The following is an 18,650-nucleotide window of genomic DNA, read 5'->3' on the forward strand; positions in this document are numbered from 1 at the left end:
AACGTAATTGAACTGTATTCATAGTTATCAGAAAAATAGGTTTAAAACCCTATCCTTCTAGGACAGCTTTATATTGGGTTGTCTATTGACATCCAATCGTGCTACCATTTCGGATAACAGGAAAGGTAAATAACCTGTCTAAAAACCTAGTTGCCTAACGGTAAATACTGAACCTTGACAATTGAATCTATAGGGTTCTACTGCATAGTTTTAGCTTCTCCCCAGCAGTGGGTAAAAGATTCGTGGGAAGCTCAACAACCAGTTTTTGAAACTAATTGTTTCAATTAAAAAACAACGCGCAGTCATGCGAATAGGGTAGGGCATACCCAAATCTACGCTTGGGGAGAATCCCACCTCTGGTTAAAGCACTGCAAGGTACTTTGATTAAGTGGTTTCGACGAACCAAGAATCCTCACGCTTTCAGGCTAAGGAGTGTCAAGATGTTCTGGGATGGTTAGCTACTGGAATGTCGGTGGCTGAGATTATTGACGATTTCCCAGAACTAACAGAAACAGATATTAGAGCCTGTTTAGAATTTGCTGCTGATCGGGATCATCGTTTAGTTGCTTTGGTGAGTAATACTTGAAACTACTCTTTGATCAAAACCTAATTAGAACTGCATTAATTAATGATATGGGTCGCCCGGGATTCGAACCCGGAACTAATCGGTTAAAAGCCGAGTACTCTACCGTTGAGTTAGCGACCCGCGTGTTTTTTCTTTTCTCACGCACAGTTTCTAATAGTAGCACAACATTTTTGGGTTGACAAGGGGGGATTTAAAAAAAAGTTGCGCTGAGGTGAACAAGCATCTCACAACTAGCTCCTGGCTTGAGATAGGTCAATAATTTTCCCGTATTCAGGGCGTTGCGGGGGGCTGTCCAAGGTTCCAAACAATAGTAATCCTTGCCCTTGAGTGTCCAATACACCACACTGGAATAAGCCGAACTATAGCTCAGGATAATTTTCGACTTCCGAGCTTGATCAAGGGTTGTTGTCGCTAACCCCGTTAAGGGACTAAACAACACATCAATTTCCTCCTCTGCCGCATCAAACCGCCCTGTAAACACCTGAGTTTGTTGAGTGCGTTGATCCCGATACTGCATCGCCGGAATTTCAAAGGCTAATTTTTCCTTATCCAACGCTAAAAAATAGGGATGTAACCCCGTTGAAAAGGGCATAGTTTGCGGGGGTAGATTGTCCATCATGCCACAGAGGTTAGTATAGCGTTGAAAAATCTGTAAAGCATTACCTTTGAGGGTGTAGGTAAACTCCACTTCAAAATCAAAGGGATAAACCGACCGAGTTTGAGCATTACTTTTTAATACCAACGTGATTGACGCACCGCCATCCGTTGCTTGTTGTACCACCGTCCACGGCAAATTCCGAGCAAAGCCATGTTGTTTGAGGGTATACCGTTGACCTTGATAAGTATAGGTATCATCGGGTAAATTGCCACAAATGGGGAATAAAATCGGAATTCCCCCCCGTACCGTTAAATCAGGATTAGCAAATCGTTCCGTATCTAAATACAGTAAATCCTGACCCCCGACTTGCCAACGGGTAATAATTCCTCCTCGTTCTGGGACAACTTCTAGGCTAGACTGGGTAGCCCGATCCGAGAGGACGTAGGTTTTATATTGTTGATGGGGCTTTAATGCGATCGCAAACACAGTGATAGTTAAAAATTAATAAGTGATCAATAAACTTAACCGATGGCAGCCCGAATATCACCCGATGGCTCGATAAGGTTCAGACTGCAAAGGCAGTTTAATCTCAGCATGAGATTCCTTTCCCTTCGGTAATACCGCAACGGAAGACTGGGTTGATTCCAGCAGAGTTGGTTCAGAATTCCGATGAGGAATCGTAATCTGAAACGAAATCGGAGAATTGGGACTCTTGTTACTTTGAGAGCTTGGAGCAGGAGCTTGGGGAAATGAAGGCAGAGAAATAAAAGGATCTTTAATAAAAGGTTCCTCAATATAAGGTTTGAGGTCATCTTGACTCTCCGTTTTCACCTCCAATTTAGGGGGTAAGGGGCTTTTCTCTTCAGAGACAGAAACTGACTCATCGGACAGGGGTGCTTGGATCACGGACGGTTGAGAGTCCTGATTCTGAACCGATTTAGGAGTAGGTACTGCCGTCAGTGGCGATGAATCGGGGGCTGGAGATTCCGTCACTAACGGTAAAGCCGGTTCCTGCGTTGGTGTTAAGGGAGCATCTACCAATTTAAGGTCACGGGGGGGCGCGTCCAAAACAACAACGGACTGCATCGGTTGATCAAAAATTTGCGAAAGTCGTTCCACCCGCTTGATAATATCCCCCCCTTTTTCTCCCGATATCACCTTAGCTTGATATTGAGTCACCTCTACGGGTAAAAATTCTACCTTCATTTTACGATGATCATTTAAGGCAACTTTTAACACAGCCGTTTCATAGTCTGTCCGACTATTGCCCCCAAAAATAAAATTACCCAAGGAGTAAACAATCGGCCGACCTTTATAAATTTCTGCACCCTGCAAAACATGGGGATGATGACCAATAACGACATCCGCCCCTTGATCAATGGTGAATCGAGCTAAATCAATTTGCCAGTCTCCCGGATAATCATTGAGTTCTACCCCCCAATGGTAGTTAACCACCACCCAATCCACCTGATCTCGAATGGCTTTAATATCGGCTGCTACCCGCTCATCATAACGTGGATTCGTTCCCGCCACACCCTCACCTGCTGCATGAAAATCGGCATCATAATAACCTAAATAGGCAATTCGTTGACCCTTGACTTCGATAATGGTAGGGCGACGAGCTTCTTTAAGATCTCGACCCGCTCCCACTGCATGAATACCCGCCCGGTCTAAGGTTTCAAGGGTTTCCACTAGCCCGGATTCCTCATAGTCCATGGTGTGATTATTGGCTAGATTAACAATATCAATGCCACCTTCTGTTAATACCTTAACCGCTTCTGGATCAGCTTTAAAATTAAACTGTTTATTCGGACGGCGCAGGGTAGAACGGGTGAGGGGATTTTCTAAATTCACCATCGCTAAATCTGCATCCCGATATTCAGGAAGTTGGGCAAAGGGTAAGGAATAATTTGTGCCAATAATCGTTTCAAAATGATCACTCAGGGTAACATCCCCCCCAAACACTAAAGTAACCGTTGGGTCTTGGGGATTTTGTACCTGTTGGTGTTGAACCACAGGAACCAGTTCTAAAGCAGCTTGGACACTATCAGAACGTTTAGAAGGCGGTGCCACCATCACCACATTTTCTTGAGCCGGATTATTCATGGGTAGCCTTTCGGCGGTGACTTCGTAGTAACTCACCCAACAGCCTAATATGAAGGAAGAAACGGCTGAACCCACCAGGAACATTAACCGTAGGGTTTTAAATTTAATGCCATCAAGGTTCAACCACCGGGTTTGTTCTCGATGAACTCGATTAGCTGGGGTAACCAGTCGCACCGATTGTTTCCAGAGAATTTCCCCATCTCCTTGATAGCGAGCCGCAATTTTCACTCCTTCTAAGTTGGGAGCGTTGAGTTTCCACAGCAAGTGACAGATAAACTTGACAATGCTGTCGGCCATCGGTTCTTGTTGAAATTCAACCAAGACGGGTAAACAGCCTTTGCGATCGGGGGGGGCCACTCTTGCCGAGATCCCTTCCGGTCTAAGATAGGTATTAATTAAATAGCTGATTGCCCTTAAATCTCCAGAACGGGCTAATTCAAAAATAGAAGGTTGACCTAAATACTCTGCATAAACCATGAGAATGTTGTCCTCTCCTTTAAAAATTTAGATTGCAGTTTAGTTTAATCAATCACAATACTCTTGACCCTGTATCGTAGCGGACAATTCGTTAAATACTCATTGATTGCAGTGCAGGATTTCAACATAACGCTATAACTTTTCTCAGAAAAGTTGACCAGGTTTATTATAAGCTTTTCAGGGTTGGCGATCACCGTAGAGACGCGCCATGGCGCGTCTGTACTTCGGCATTTGCTGAAGCGTTATCTAAAGAAAAGTTGCTGAAATTCCCTCCTTGAGCCAACTCAACCTAGATTTAGGGGGTATACTGAAAATGTCCTCACTCTCAAGGCATAAGTACAGACTAAATTTTTTAGGCTAAATTTAACCTTGGGGTTAAAATAGAGGACAATTGTTTAGTCAAAATGGATGATCTAGGAATCGAGTACAATTCAAGGCGCTTCGGCATCTTGCTCAACTGTCAATACTCGATTAACTAGGGACATTCACACGAGCCAGCGAACTTCTCAGGAAAAGTAAAAAATGCTACATCGCAAGATTTATCAGCTTTGTTGTGACAGTCGGGAAGTCTCGATCTTCTTACGGGATCAACAACGTTGGATTGAGAAAGCTCGAATTACAGATATTGAAGGAGATCTAGTCACGCTGCGCTATGAAACCGATGAAGAGGATGAATTATGTTCTTGGGAAGAAATGATCCGCATCGAAAGCATCGGAGCCATTAGCCAAAAGTTGGCCTCCGTTCCCAAGTGTGATTTTGATCTTCCTATTTCTGATGATTGCCCGGAAGCAGAACAAATTCACAAGCCTACCTCTGAGTCTAGCCCAGAATAAGAGACTTGTTCACGCTTTATTCTACGAGACGCTCAATACATTCAAACATTGGGCAATATCCATCTGGAGTAACTTTAAAGCCGAAGAGAGCGGAAGCTTGATTCCAACATCGTTGTCCTCGATAGTATTGGCAATTGCCACAACAATCGAGATCGACAGGAATGGGCCGATCACTTCCTTGGCTGAGAAACTCCCGTTGAGAAATGCCACGCAGCACTAATTCCTCACCTTGCCATCGAGCTTCTACTAACCCGGTATCCGCAAAGGCTGGCCACCGGGGATCAGTGGTTAACGCTGGGGGTAAGGTAATGTGAATTTGAGTTTCAAATTCCGTAATTTCCCCTTCATATTGGGTTTCCGTTAAGGGGGGTTGTAAGAACGTTTCCCCGATGGGCAACTCCACCAGGGTTCCGGCATCTGGGGTATGGAGTTGATAGCGGTTGCGAAGTTCTTCTAAATTGGTCAGATCGGCTAAATAGGTGGGAGAACCATGCACAAAAATAATGTGTTGGGGCCGGAGGTTATGGATGAGTTGGGTTGTACCGGGGCCATCACAATGTTCTGAGATAAAATAGGTTTCAACCTGGGGTGCAGACTGTCCTGAGCGCGTCTCTACAAATTCAGGAATGGGGAGAATTTCTAAGGGTCTACCGGGTTTCTGGGGCAAAAATAACATCCAAGGTAAGGTGGAGTTCGCCCAATAGGAATTCCAATCGGCATACTCATCGGTGAGAATAATACAGGGAGACTCGCTGAGTTGAGATCGGTATTGGGGGGTCAGTCGTCGCACCCTCGGACGAATACGTTCATCCCAAAATAAAGGTTGATGTTGAGCAAAATTCTGGACACTGGCGGGAAACTGGGAGAGCAGTTGTAAATAAACATCGCATCCGGTCGCAACGGTTCCATCAACCCAAATATCGAGATCCCGACCTGTAAAATAATGGTGACTGCGAAGCAACATCAGCAGTTCTTGGCCTAAGCCTAAACTGGGCGTTGGTAAGAGCAGGCAATATTGAGCTTCTATCGCCCGATATAACCGTTCTGCAAGTTGGTTTTCCAGTTGACGGCGATGGGGATGACGTGCGGTGCCATAACTGCCTTCTAAGATTAAAACATCGGGTTTGAGTCCGCGCAACTCCCCCAAAGGTAAGCCTTCCACCAGGCGAGAATTTGAAAGAAAAAAATCTCCGGTGTAAATCAGTTTATAACTGCGTTCGGTTGTTACATAATTAATTAGAATTACCGAAGCTCCGGGTAAGTGACCTGCGGGAAATAAGGTGACACTAAGTCCCGGCTTGAGTTCCCGGGCAGAATGCCAAGGTAAGGACTGACAGAGGGGATGATTAACATCTGGTTCCCAGTCAGGCCAGTTAAGGGGTAACAGTTGGGTTGTTACTTCACTTCCATAAATCGGAATTTGAGGAAATGCCTGATGGAAAGCGAGTAAACCTTGAGCATGATCCGCATGAGCATGGGAACAGAGAACGAAGTCAGCCGGAGGTTGATCTGAGGAAGTTAATAGGGGTGAAATGTCCTGAATCCCACAATCGAGTAAAATGCGATGAGATCCCATCCGCACCAGCAGACACAAACCCTCCTCTGCATGGCCAACGCTATAGGGCAAACATTCCAGGTCAATCACAGGAGTTCATCAACAGGATAATTAGTATAGATTTTAGAATTATGGGGGAGTTTTCCTAAAAAATGTTAAAAACTGTTGCATAAATGAGTTAAGAGGAGTGATATTCACGATGTCGATTGCACAATTCCAAGAATTTTTTGATCATTGCGTGGGTGAATGGACAACGGAACGGACTTACCATTACTTGAGTCATCAGGAGGTTGAGCGATCGCATACTGAATTTATCATTCATCCTCTGGACAATGACGCTAAAGCCAAAGTCTTAGAAGATAATCAACGTTTATCAACAAACTTAGAATTAGAAACTCTCCCTGGATATCGACTGGCGTTCCAAACGGTTTCGGAAAAAGGGGATGAAGTTTCCCAAGCCTTGAATATTCTGTTTGTACCCCAAAAATTAGATTTCCCGATAATTGAAGGGGATTATTTACGGGATAAAGCTTATGAAGAAGCGAAACCGATGGTGGCGCACTTTCGCTATGATACCCAAACCCGTGAATTATTGATGAAAACAACCTACACACGGGTTGTGTCCGTTGATTCTATTACTTTAATTAATCCAGAGTTAAGAATTCGTCGGATTATTAATTATCAACGTCCCCTGAATCATGAACCGTTAAATAGGGTTTTATTAGTAGGGTTTGGAGTTGAGCAAAAACAATCATAAACAATCATCTTTTGAGAAGATTGTACCGCTTAACAATCAAAGTTTTTTATTGAGAAAAAGCAAGTTAGGAAGCCTTGCTAGATGGGACAGAGGGAGTGATCCACCCCATCTAGGATCAAAGGCTGGGTAACAGGAGAGCAGAGGAGAATCTAACCTCTTGCTATTGTGATCATAAGGGTAATTCTGAGTGAGTTGAGAAATGCAATAATTTCTTAAGTTTGTCCCCTTAACCTTCCTGATGGCTTGCAAAGGGGGCTACAATTCTATTACAATCAAACATCAAAACCCGGCAAGAATAATTGACAGTCCTTGCTGTTCTATCACACATTGGCACTAAGGATAGGGGTGCAAGGTCAGGAGGATGAACTGTCACACGGCATCTTTACTGATTTTAACGATTGTGGAAAACTGAATTCCAACTTTGTACAGGATCTCAATCAAGTTCTTATTTCTTGCGGGTGAACAGATCCTCTCATTCATAGGTGTTATCGAGTGAGTCGAATTCTTATTGCTGAAGATGAACCCCGCATAGCTGCCTTTCTGGAAAAGGGACTGCGAGCGAATGGGTTCACAACCTCCCTAGCGTGTGATGGACGAGAAGCGGTAGAAAAAGCCCTCGCCCATGAGTTTGATTTGTTGATCCTTGATTTAGGGCTTCCTGATCAAGATGGTTTTCAAGTTTTGGAACAATTGCGCGGACAAGGGGAACAAATTCCCATTATTATATTGACTGCTCGTGATGATGTTACCGATAAAGTAGCAGGGTTAGAAGGGGGTGCGGATGACTATGTGACGAAGCCCTTCCGGTTTGCAGAACTTTTAGCCCGTGTTCGTGCCCGTTTACGACATCATCCTACATCCGGGAATAAAGAAGATAAAGCCTTAAAGGTGGGTCAAGTGACACTTGATTTATATGCCCGTCAAGTTTGTTTAGGAGAAACACCCATTACTCTTTCTGCCAAGGAATTTCAACTGTTAGAAACTTTCTTGCGCCATCCGGGGCAAGTTTTAAGTCGAGAACAACTCTTGGATCAAGTTTGGGGATATGACTATGATCCCGGCTCGAATATTGTTGATGTTTATGTTGGTTATCTCCGCAAGAAGTTGGGGGGTGATCGGATTGAAACGGTACGCGGAATGGGATACCGTCTGGTTTGTTAAAAAGGTTGGGAACTTTTGAGTCGTGTTAAACGTCAACAGACGCAACTCTTCGAGAACGTGCGATTGAGATAAATTCATTAACAACAGTCAAGAATCTTAAACCCATTTCTAGTTAAATCCGCAGAAATATTCGATCACCTAAAGTTGGGGCTTGAGACTGCAAATAAAGTCCAACTGATCAGTTTTTGGCAAAAGCCTGAGAATTAGCGATCTCTTCTGTGTAAATCATTAGGTTGCATCTATAGATTAAGTTATTAACAATGATTGGGGAAACTGTTAAGTATTGCCCCAACTTAGGGAAAGATTAAGTTAGGTGGGTGAGGATTAATAACAAGAGTGTGAATAACAATCAAAATTGAGTAATGAGGCGGATTCTAATCTGTTAATATTTTCCTGAAAATATTGGATTAGATATCCTGTATTTTTAATAATTTCTAACCGCCTTAAATTTTATTGAATTCATTTTTATAGAGAGATTATGAGTTGATCTCGAGCAAAATAATCTTTTATTAAACCCTACAAAAGGTTAAGAATTTATTTGTGCATTTTTTCCAAAAAGTTCACCTAAAATCAAAAAATAGGTGGGCTTTTTTAAGTTTTATTTCAAAAAAGCAAAATCTTTAAATTTGGATATTAAGATATTTCTCATATAGATTTAATACCTATCTTAAATCTATTTTCTAGGATTAAGATAAGCAGCGAGAAACCCTCAGAATTGGATGGTCTTTTAAATCTTAATCGCCCTTCTATTCTGAAGTTTCAAGATGAGTCTGCTAAAACACCACTTTTCTGTCTTAGATCTGACAAAGTTGAGAAAACTATGGATGACCTACAAAAATTTATCAAAGAATTTGATAAGCTCGGAGATAAAATCGGCAAGTTAGCCGATAAACCAGAGAAGTTTTTTAAAAAGCTAGATAAGATATTTGATAAGAATGCTTATCTGAAACTAAACCCTGATGTCAAACAAGCCGTTGAAGCAGGCTTACTGACAGCAGAAGAACACTTTTTACTCTATGGAATTTATGAAAATCGGGAATGCAGTTATATCTTCAATGTTCGTCAATACTTACAACTGAACGTAAATATAAAGATTGCTGTTGAGCAAGAAGGGTTGAGTGCTGTTGAACACTTTGTCGATCTTGGACAAAGCCAAAACCTCCCCTGGAATCCTCTATTTAATATTAATGACTACCTCACACTGAATCCTGATGTTGAGCAAGCTGTTCAAGAGGGCTTAACGAATGCGACTGAACATTTCTTGGATGCTGGAATTGAAGAACAACGTCATTTTAATTTTGTCTTCAATCCCCAAGATTATTTAGCACTCAATCCTGATGTTGAGGTACAAGTTCAACAGGGTTTAATTAACCCCATTAAACACTTTTTTGATTTTGGTCAATTTGAAAAGCGAGAATGTAATAAATCTTTTTTCAATGTCAAGCATTATCTAGCAGCAAATCCAGATGTTCAGCAAGCGGTAGAGGAAGGTCGAATTAGTGCGATCGCTCATTTTATGGAATTTGGTCTACTGGAAAACCGTCCGTTTAATCCGAACATTTCTGTCACCCAAATTTTACAACAATTCAATGTTACTAGCCTTTCAGCTATTAGTATTGAGCAAATCAAGCAATTTATCGAGGTATCGTTATCAACACCAACACCTATTCCTACTCCCACACCGACACCGACACCGACCCCAACGCCAACACCTGAAAATACAACCTCTGATACTCCTGAAATTGTTTTCAATGAAAGCGAGGGGTCTACAGATGACGACACAACAACGGAGACACCCACAACTCCCAATCAGCAGCGACCTCCCATCGATCTCAATATTCCTGAGCGACCTACACTATCACCAACTCCCACACCAGCACCCACTGTTGCGCCTACACCGCAACCAACACCAGAACCCACTCCAGTTCCCACACCGGAACCGACAGTTGCACCGACACCGGAACCCACTCCAGTTCCCAGTCAAGAGTTTTTCAATCTCGACTATATTAAAACCACCTACGCTTCTGTACTCAAAATTGGTTTAAATGTTGAGGATCTTAGCACCGTTTCAGAACAGGACATTATCGACTTTCTCAATGAAAATGGGTTAGAACTGGAAATTAATCCGTCATTGTATGTAGATATCAAGATCTACACCCAAACTTACAGTCAACAACTGATTAGTTTCTATCAAGTTACCTCTGTTTCTGAACTTACCTTTGTACAAATCCTTAACTATATTAGTGGGGAAGGTTTAGACCAAGGGAATAGTCCTTCTTTGTTTATTGATTTTGATTTTGTCAAGAAGAATTACGCTAAAAAATTAGAAAAATTCTTTGAGAAAACCCTTGACAAAATCACCAAGAAGGAGATTTTAGAATACATCGACAAAGAAGGAATTAAGAACGGAGATAAACTCTCTGGTTGCTTAGACTTTGACTATATTCGGTTAACTTATAGTGCTGAATTAACCGCTAAATTTGGCATTAGTATCGAACTGATCACGAATCAGCAAATCTTCGAGTTTATCAACAGTGAAGAAGGCTCTAACGTAATTACAAATCCTGCACCTACCGTTGATATTAACTTTGTCAAGGTCGTTTATGCACAACAGATTGCCGCTTACTTCAATATTTCCATTGAGCAAGTCATTACTCTGTCCAATATTCAGATCCTCCTGTTTATTAATAACGTTCCCCCGGAACAAAGCATTGATACCTCTTGGACAGTTTCTTTAAATTATCTCGAAGCCGTTTATGGTACAGAATTAGTCGCTCAGTTAGGCGAAAATCCATCCATTGAGCAAATTCTTCAATTGATTGAAGAACAAGGGATTAAAAATGGACATACGGTTTCTCCGTTCATGAGTTTAGACTATGTGAAACAGTTGCATCTCGATAAAATTATTGAGAAATACAACATCACAGATGTAACCAAGATTGAAGATGAAGATGTCCTCGAAAGCATCAATGTAGATTACTCAATTGATGTTGAATACTGTCGCGTTAAATATGTAACTCAACTGGCGGCTTACTTCAAAGTCTCTGAGGCAGAAGTTGTTAACCTGACAGAGGAACAAATCAAGGTTTATATTCTTGGAATTGGGTTAGAACTGGGATTAGCTGGAAATGCGATTGACTTTAAGAAAGTCGAGAAATTACTGGAAAAAGAACTTAAAGATTTCTTTAAAGTCAAAGACGTTAAAGAGTTAACCGATGGACAAATTAAGGCGTTTCTATCGGGTGAAGGTAAAAAACTCGGACTGATTAAACAAATTAGTGAAGCCGTTGATGTCGAATACTATAAAGGAATTTATGGTGAAGCTCTAACGGCTCAATTTGGAGAAGATGTCACAGCAGAAGAGGTTGTTGAGTTCTTGTTTGGTGATGCGGCTCCCGTAATTGACATGAACTTCTGCTTAGAGCAATATGCAGATGAACTCACACAATATGCGGAAGTTTTAGGCAAAACGTTACAAGATTTAACGCCAGAGGATCTGAAACAATACTTCCTCAGTAATGAAGGGTTTGATGTTAATAAGAACCTCACTGCTTTTGATTTAGAAGCGTTCAGTACCCAATATTCATCACAGTTGATTACATTTTATAATGTGACTTCTGTTGCAGAACTAAATCAAACCCAAGTTTATCAGTTCATTACCCACGAAGCCTACAAATTTAATCTCGATATTTCTGAATTGATCTCAGAAGAGGGTCTGGCATTCTACAAGGAAGAATTCGCTGAAAAAATCGCTATTAAATATGGTGTTGAAGTCAGCGTTATTCAAGAACTAAATGCCAATGTACTACTCGATGTTGTCTTTGGCGGATGGTCTAATGATCTTGATGCTGACTACTTCCGGTTTAAATTTGAAGGAGATGTTCAGGCTGTATTTGGTGTAGCAACTATTGCTGAAGTTACGGATTTACAAATTCTCGAATACTTGCATCAACAGGAAACCGTTGATATTAAAACAATCAACTGGTTTGATACCGATGAATATGTCAAAAAATACGGTAAGGATCTCGAAGAAGCCCTAAAAGATTGCTACCCTGTTAAAGACATTAGTGAACTATCAAGTCAGCAAATTATTCAGTTTGCCTTTAGTGTTGATGCCAAAGCATTTAGTGTAGAAGGATTGATTGATTTAGAGTACGTTAGTAACTCCTTTGGAGCAGCTATTGTTGGAGGTGATCAAGTTACTGAAAAATGGGTGAGTCAATATATCAGCCTTGATGCTGGATATGTTGAGTTTCAACTCAGTAGTTTGATTGAAGCGGAAACCGTTACCTTAGAACAAATTAATACAGTTCTAGGAACTGAGGTTGCAAGTGTTGATTTGTTGAGTAAAAAACAACTAATCGACTTAATTAATAATAGTGAATTCCAGACTGCTTTAGGCGAAGGTGTTGAAGTCAAACTGTTCCAAGATACTCCGAATTTGGATTATATCAAGGAAACCTTTGCTCCCGCTTTAGCAGAAGTTTTAGGGGTGAATATTGCCTCAATTACGGGTGAAGAAACTAACGTTGTTACTAACGATGAAGTTCTAGCTTATTTCGTTGAAAATAAAGCCGCAGATATTGCTGCATTTGCGGGAGTTACTGAAGCGGAAGTTACAACAGAGTTAGCACAACAATGGTTACTTGAAGCTAATGTCATCTCATTAAATGATGATGGGACTCCCGATGACGGAACTACCACTGAAATTGACTTAGTTTATGGTCGTTATCAACTCGAACAGTTAGTTACGGACGAAACACTCACCCTCGATACTGTTAATGAATTCTTACCTACATCCATTGAGTCTTTAGACAATATTACGGATGAAGATCTCACGAATTTATTACTCAATGAAGAATTTCAAACCGCGTTAGGTGAGAATAGTATTGAGTTAGTTCAATCTAGCGGTTTAGATTTAGATTTTCTGGTTTCAGAATATCAAGATGAACTGTCAGCATACTACAGTTTACCTGTCAATACTGAATTTACCGAACAACAAATTAAGGATTATTTCAGTACCGAATATGCTGAAGAAATTGCAACCGAAGGTGTGACGGTTGAAGAATATATTCAGCAGTTTACGGTGACAGAAGTTCCCGCAACCGACCCAGAAACTGACTCGGCGGAAGACTTTGATCCAGAATATGTGAAATTCCAACTTCAAGATTTGTTGAATGATGATGTAATTACTCTGGACGATGTTAATGGTGTTCTGACTACTGATGTTCAGGCGTTAGATGCGTTAACGGATGATCAAGTTAAAGAGTTAATTCTCAACGAAGCCTTTAACACAGAACTGGGTGACGATAATGCTCTGAAACTGACACAAACAGAAACCGTTGATTTTAACTATATTCGTAGCGTTTACGCTGAAGAATTAGCCGAGGCTTATACTGTTTCTGTTGATGATGTTTTAGCCGGAGATGTTGTTGAACTCACGGACGAACAAATCCTCACCGCCTTTACAGAAAGTCTGTCAACTGTTGACGTGGGATACGTCAGTTATCAACTCGAACAATTGATTACTGATGCAACATTAAGTTTAGATCAAGTCAAACAATTCTTAGGAACTGAAGACGTAACTTTTGCAACGGTTGAAGACTTGACAAATTCTCAACTCATTGAGTTGGTTTACAGTTCAGAATTCAAGGCGTTGTTAAAAGCAGAAAATCAGAAGCTGGAACTGTCCCCTGTTGATTATGAACAGTATATTAAGGACAATTCCGAAGCCTTAGAAGCCGCCTATCCAGATGTTACTAATATCGAAGATTTAACTCTGGAACAAGTCAAACAGTTTATGTATGGCGAAGGTGTTAAACAGGGAATTGAGATTGACAAATATCTTGCCCTTGATTATCTCGAAAGTACCTACATCAGCGCCATTAATAGTGTTGAAATTAATGACCAGGTGGTGTTAGATTGGCTGAAAGATGACTACAATGAACTGGATGTCAACTATCTGCGTTATCAATTTGAACAGTTAAGCGTTGAACAACAAACACAGTTATTAACTGAACTGCAAATTGAGAAAGACGTGAATTCTCTCACGAATCAAGACATCATTTCTATTAGCTTTAGCAGCACTTACAAACAAGTGTTGAATATTGAAAGCATTCAACTGAAAGCTATTGATGTTGATGCTTATCGGGAAGAATACGCTGAACAGCTTGTTGATTATTACTTCCCAGATGATGATTCTGATGATGATTCTGATGATGATTCCGAAGATGATTCTGATGACGGGACTACCGATGACGGGACTACCGATGACGGAACTACCGATGATGACGGGACTACCGATGACGGGACTACCGATGACGGGACTACCGATGACGGAACTACCGATGATGACGGGACTACCGATGACGGGACTACCGATGATGGTACTACCGACGACGATGGTACTACCGATGACGATGGTACTACCGATGACGGGACTACCGATGACGGGACTACCGACGACGGGACTACCGACGACGATGGTACTACCGATGACGATGGTACTACCGATGACGGGACTACCGATGACGGGACTACCGACGACGATGGTACTACCGATGATGACGGGACTACCGATGACGGAACTACCGATGACGGAACCGGTACACCAACGGATGACCCGGAAGATGATGATGGTGGAAATGGCAACTTAGTTGACCAAATTAGTGACAAAGACATCATTAAGTTTGCTTTCAGTGAAGGAATCAAACAAGGAATTGATCCTCTGGAATTCATTGATAAAGAATACCTGAAAGCGACTTTTTCCGCCGAACTAGCAACCTATTATAACGTTGAGGTATCGGCTGTTGCTCAACTCGATGATTCCTTGGTAGCTGACTATGTTTTCGGTGGGATTTTGGGTGCAGAAATTGACTACAAATTCTATAGCCAAACCTACAAAGCCGAGTTAGAAACCACCTTCAGCAAATCTATTGAACAAGTGACAGAAACTGAAATCCTGCAACACGCTTTAGACGTGACAATTCCTCAAGGAAAAGCGATTGCGGCTGTTGATGTTGATGGATTTGTGAAAGAATACAAGGAAGAACTGTCTGATATTTTTGGACTCGAACCCAAAGATCTCAAAAAACTGGATAAAGGTTTCCTCAAAGACTTTGTTCTTGAACAAGCCAAAGATTACGATTTGGATGGCAAAAAATACACCAATCTTGACTACTATCGCAATCAAGATGGAGAAGAATTGTTAGACAACTACCGCGAGGAAAATGTCTACAATATTGATCCCCAGAAAGTCTTTGATTACACCGTTGAAAATCCTCAAGAAGTTCCCAGTACGGCTCCAACAATTGACTTAGTTTGGTATCAAGAACAATATGCTGATGATATTGCAGCAAATCAAGCTAAAATCGATACCAATAAAGACAACCAAATTAGCAACGATGAGTTGTCGGTCTATGCAACCGGAGAAGGTTTAATTAAAGGAAATAAACCCTCTGAATTGTTAGAAGACTTCGATCAATATGTTGCTGATCCTGAAGTACAAGAAGACCTCTTAAACTACTACAATATCGAGTCGGTTGATGCACTGACAAATCCTCAAATTATGACCTATATGGTGGGTAAAGGTTTGTCAGATGGTCACGAACCCTTCAGTGATGAATTCTTAACGAATAATCCTGAACTGGAGTTTGAAGCCTTCAAACAAGCTAATGCTCAAGCCTTAGTTCAATACACAGGAGTTGCGCTCGAACAAGTGACTTACTTGAATGTCTTCTCCTATCAGGCTAGTGTGGGTTTGTTTAACTCAACAACCAGTAACGATGGTTTAGCCTAATCTAATTTTAAATTACACCTCCTAACCTCCCCTGGCTCCCCCAGGGGGGCTTTTTTATTGCATTAAGTTTTGAAAAGATAACTCTAATTTATGATTAGAATATAATTATCTGATTCAATATTTGTCTTTAGTTTATCTACCTACGCTTACCCATGATTAGGAAAATCTATATTCGGCTTCCGGTAAGCCAAAAAATTATTATTCCGTTTTTGACTGTATTTGTGATGGTTTTAATTACAGGAATCATGATTATTGGTTTTTGGTTTACACAAAATTTAGAAACCAATATTAAAGAGGATATGAAAGCTGCTGTACCTTGGATTAAACGAGAATTTGGAGAACAAATTGAATTATTATTACTCGAAAATCGCAAACTTTCTAATTTAGAAGTATTACAATTAGGTGTGCAGAACTGGAATGATAAAACACTAATTCAGCAAATTATTCTTCTTAAAGAAGAATTAGATTTAGATTGGCTACAGATTGTTAATGAAAAAAGTCAAATTATAGTGGATTGGAGAGAAGAAGAATTCAAGAATATAAAAGTTAATCAAGAAAACCTAATCAAAAAAAGTTTAAGGGGATTATCCTTTACAGATTTATTGAATAGTCAAGATGAATCGAAGAGTTTAATTGTAGCAGTTTCTCCCATTCAATTCCAGAATCATGTACTGGGAGTTATTACCTTGGGTCAGTTAGTAACACCGGAATTACTAGAACAATTTAAAGAAGGAATTAAAGCCCATCTTGTTGCTTTTAATAATAAATCTCAAATTATTGCTTCTACGTTACCTGAAGTCACTCAAATTGCTTGGAATCCCCCTAAAGTAAATCAACCCTCAGAAAATATTAGGATTCAAAACCAAAGCTATTTAGCAGAAACGATTGTTTTAGGAGAAGTCAATCAAAATCCTTTAAAAATTACTTTATTATATCCTAAAACTTCATTAGAAGAAGGGAAAAAGCTGCTCTGGACAGAATTAATAGAATTATTAATTACTGGCGTTGTAATTGTGACAATAACAGGAATTTTAATTGCTCGCGCTATTACATATCCCTTACAAAGTTTTATCCATGTTACTGAACAATTATCGGCTCGAAACTTAACGGAAAGAGTTCCGATCAACAGTCATGATGAAATAGGAAAACTGGGAATGGCTTTTAATACAATGGCGCAACAGTTAGCAGAATATGAATCTTTGCGTCAAGAACAATTAGATCAGCTTTCACAAACGCTCTCGGAATTAAAGCAAACTCAATCTCATTTAATTCAAGCTGAGAAAATGTCTAGTTTAGGTCAGTTAGTCGCTGGAGTTGCTCATGAAATTAATAATCCGGTTAGTTTTATCTATGGAAATATAGAATATATTAAACAATATACTCAAGATTTATTACGATTAATCGAAATTTATCAAGCCTATTATCCAAATCCACCCCAGGAAATTATCACAATTTTTGAAGAAATTGATTTAGAATTTATTTATAAAGATTTACCCAAGTTAGTTAATTCTATCCAAACGGGTGCTGATCGCATTCGTAAAATTGTTTTATCTTTACGCAATTTCTCTCGTTTAGATGAAGCAGAAATAAAATCTGTTAATATTCATGAAGGCATCGAAAATAGTCTAATTATCTTAAATCATCGTTTAAATTCACAAATAGAAATTATTAAAAATTATAGCCATTTACCGGAAATAGAATGTTATGCTTCATCTTTAAATCAAGTGTTTATGGCAATTTTAACTAACGCTATTGATGCGATTGAAGAAGCTAAAACTCAAAAAAACATGAACCCTACAATTTTAATTTGTACAGAAATGCAAGATAACGATCATATTAGAATTAGAATTAAAGATAATGGGAAAGGGATTCCTTTAATGATTAAAGATCGAATTTTTGATCCCTTTTTTACCACAAAAGATATTGGGAAAGGAACGGGGTTAAGTTTAGCGATCGCCTATCAAATTATTCAACATCATCAAGGAGAAATTCAGGTTAATTCCTCAGAAAATGAAGGTACAGAATTTATTATTACTTTACCTATAAAATATCATCCCTCCCATGCTATATCTCCTCTGGACTTACCCAAATTAACTTCTTAAAGCATTAGTAATGCTTCTTAAATTCTACAGGGAATTCTTTCTTGAGCATTCTTGCTGTAGAGCTTTTTAAACTCCCCACAACCGCAGCAATTGAGTTTTTAGGATGGAAGTCTAACAAGATATGGATATGGTCAGACTCCCCATTAAACTCAATCAACTGACAATCCATTTTATTTGATACTTGCTCAACCATTTCTTTTAAACGGTTGAGCATTTCTGCGTTTAAAACCTTTTTGCGGTAATGAGTAACAAAGACAAAGTGTAGTCGCACACTAAAAACACTATAAGAACCCTTTCGGATAGACATCTTGACAAGGTATAACTCCGTGATTATAATAAGTAACCATAAATATAACAGAAGGTCGATATGTTATGGCTACCAAACGAGTAACTTTCCGACTCTATCCAACTCAATCACAAGCCAATAAGATGCACTATTGGAGAAAGCTACATTGTGCTTTATACAACGCTTGCGTGGAACATCGGAAAACATCTTATAAGCGATTCAATAAGTCAATCAACTATTTTGACCAACAGAATTGTTTGCCGGAATTCAAAGAATTCTGGACAGATTATAAGGAACTTGGTAGCCACGCATTACAAGATACTGTTAAACGAGTTGATTTAGCCTTTCAACGCTTCTTTAAACTTAAATCTGGATATCCCAAATTCAAGA

The 18,650-nt window shown here is 40.0% G+C and carries 10 protein-coding genes, 1 tRNA gene and 1 pseudogene; 7 read left to right on the plus strand and 5 right to left on the minus strand.

Going from position 1 to position 18,650, the window contains the following annotated elements:
- Window positions 1–388: 388 nt before the first annotated feature.
- Window positions 389–586 carry a DUF433 domain-containing protein gene (locus H6G57_RS19005; protein ID WP_309235967.1) on the plus strand — a complete coding sequence of 66 codons (198 nt, stop codon included), beginning with the start codon at window positions 389–391 and terminating at the stop codon, window positions 584–586.
- Between the two features lie 48 nt (window positions 587–634).
- Here the strand turns inward: H6G57_RS19005 and H6G57_RS19010 are convergent.
- The 3 genes from H6G57_RS19010 to H6G57_RS19020 form a co-directional block, all read right to left on the minus strand.
- Window positions 635–706, minus strand: a tRNA-Lys gene (locus H6G57_RS19010).
- Window positions 707–776: 70 nt separating this feature from the next.
- Window positions 777–1,670: an aldose epimerase gene (locus tag H6G57_RS19015; RefSeq protein WP_190521334.1), complete on the minus strand. Its 894-nt coding sequence runs from the start codon at window positions 1,668–1,670 to the stop codon at window positions 777–779.
- A 57-nt stretch (window positions 1,671–1,727) separates the two neighbouring features.
- A complete protein-coding gene (locus H6G57_RS19020) occupies window positions 1,728–3,767 on the minus strand; it encodes a CapA family protein (protein ID WP_190521336.1) in 2,040 nt (679 codons plus the stop codon).
- 522 nt (window positions 3,768–4,289) lie between these two features.
- Here H6G57_RS19020 and H6G57_RS19025 point away from each other — a divergent pair.
- A complete protein-coding gene (locus H6G57_RS19025; RefSeq protein WP_072722249.1) occupies window positions 4,290–4,601 on the plus strand; it encodes a DUF6679 family protein in 312 nt (103 codons plus the stop codon).
- A 16-nt stretch (window positions 4,602–4,617) separates the two neighbouring features.
- Here H6G57_RS19025 and H6G57_RS19030 read toward each other — a convergent pair whose 3' ends face one another.
- Window positions 4,618–6,246, minus strand: coding sequence for an MBL fold metallo-hydrolase (locus H6G57_RS19030; protein ID WP_375539539.1), 1,629 nt, complete (start codon window positions 6,244–6,246; stop codon window positions 4,618–4,620).
- A 109-nt stretch (window positions 6,247–6,355) separates the two neighbouring features.
- On the opposite strand from H6G57_RS19030, the gene H6G57_RS19035 reads away from it, so the two are divergent.
- The 4 genes from H6G57_RS19035 to H6G57_RS19050 all read left to right on the plus strand — a co-directional run bounded on the left by H6G57_RS19035 (window position 6,356) and on the right by H6G57_RS19050 (window position 17,974).
- Window positions 6,356–6,913, plus strand: coding sequence for a phycobiliprotein lyase (locus tag H6G57_RS19035; RefSeq protein WP_190521338.1), 558 nt, complete (start codon window positions 6,356–6,358; stop codon window positions 6,911–6,913).
- Between the two features lie 492 nt (window positions 6,914–7,405).
- Entirely contained in the window at window positions 7,406–8,074 is a 669-nt protein-coding gene (locus tag H6G57_RS19040) for a response regulator (protein WP_190521340.1), read from the plus strand.
- Between the two features lie 820 nt (window positions 8,075–8,894).
- Window positions 8,895–15,872: a hypothetical protein gene (locus H6G57_RS19045; RefSeq protein ID WP_190521342.1), complete on the plus strand. Its 6,978-nt coding sequence runs from the start codon at window positions 8,895–8,897 to the stop codon at window positions 15,870–15,872.
- A 152-nt stretch (window positions 15,873–16,024) separates the two neighbouring features.
- Window positions 16,025–17,974 (plus strand): ATP-binding protein, encoded by a 1,950-nt coding sequence (locus H6G57_RS19050; RefSeq protein WP_190521344.1) that lies wholly within the window; start codon window positions 16,025–16,027, stop codon window positions 17,972–17,974.
- Between the two features lie 7 nt (window positions 17,975–17,981).
- On the opposite strand, the pseudogene tnpA reads toward H6G57_RS19050, so the two are convergent.
- A pseudogene (gene tnpA, locus H6G57_RS19055) lies at window positions 17,982–18,281 on the minus strand (IS200/IS605 family transposase); the annotation flags it as partial.
- 65 nt (window positions 18,282–18,346) lie between these two features.
- Between tnpA and H6G57_RS19060 the strand changes: the two are divergent.
- A partial coding sequence (locus tag H6G57_RS19060) for a helix-turn-helix domain-containing protein (RefSeq protein WP_190521345.1) occupies window positions 18,347–18,650 on the plus strand: 304 nt, incomplete at its 3' end.

The sequence above is a fragment of the Planktothrix sp. FACHB-1365 genome (assembly GCF_014697575.1).
Taxonomy (GTDB): Bacteria; Cyanobacteriota; Cyanobacteriia; order Cyanobacteriales; family Microcoleaceae; genus Planktothrix.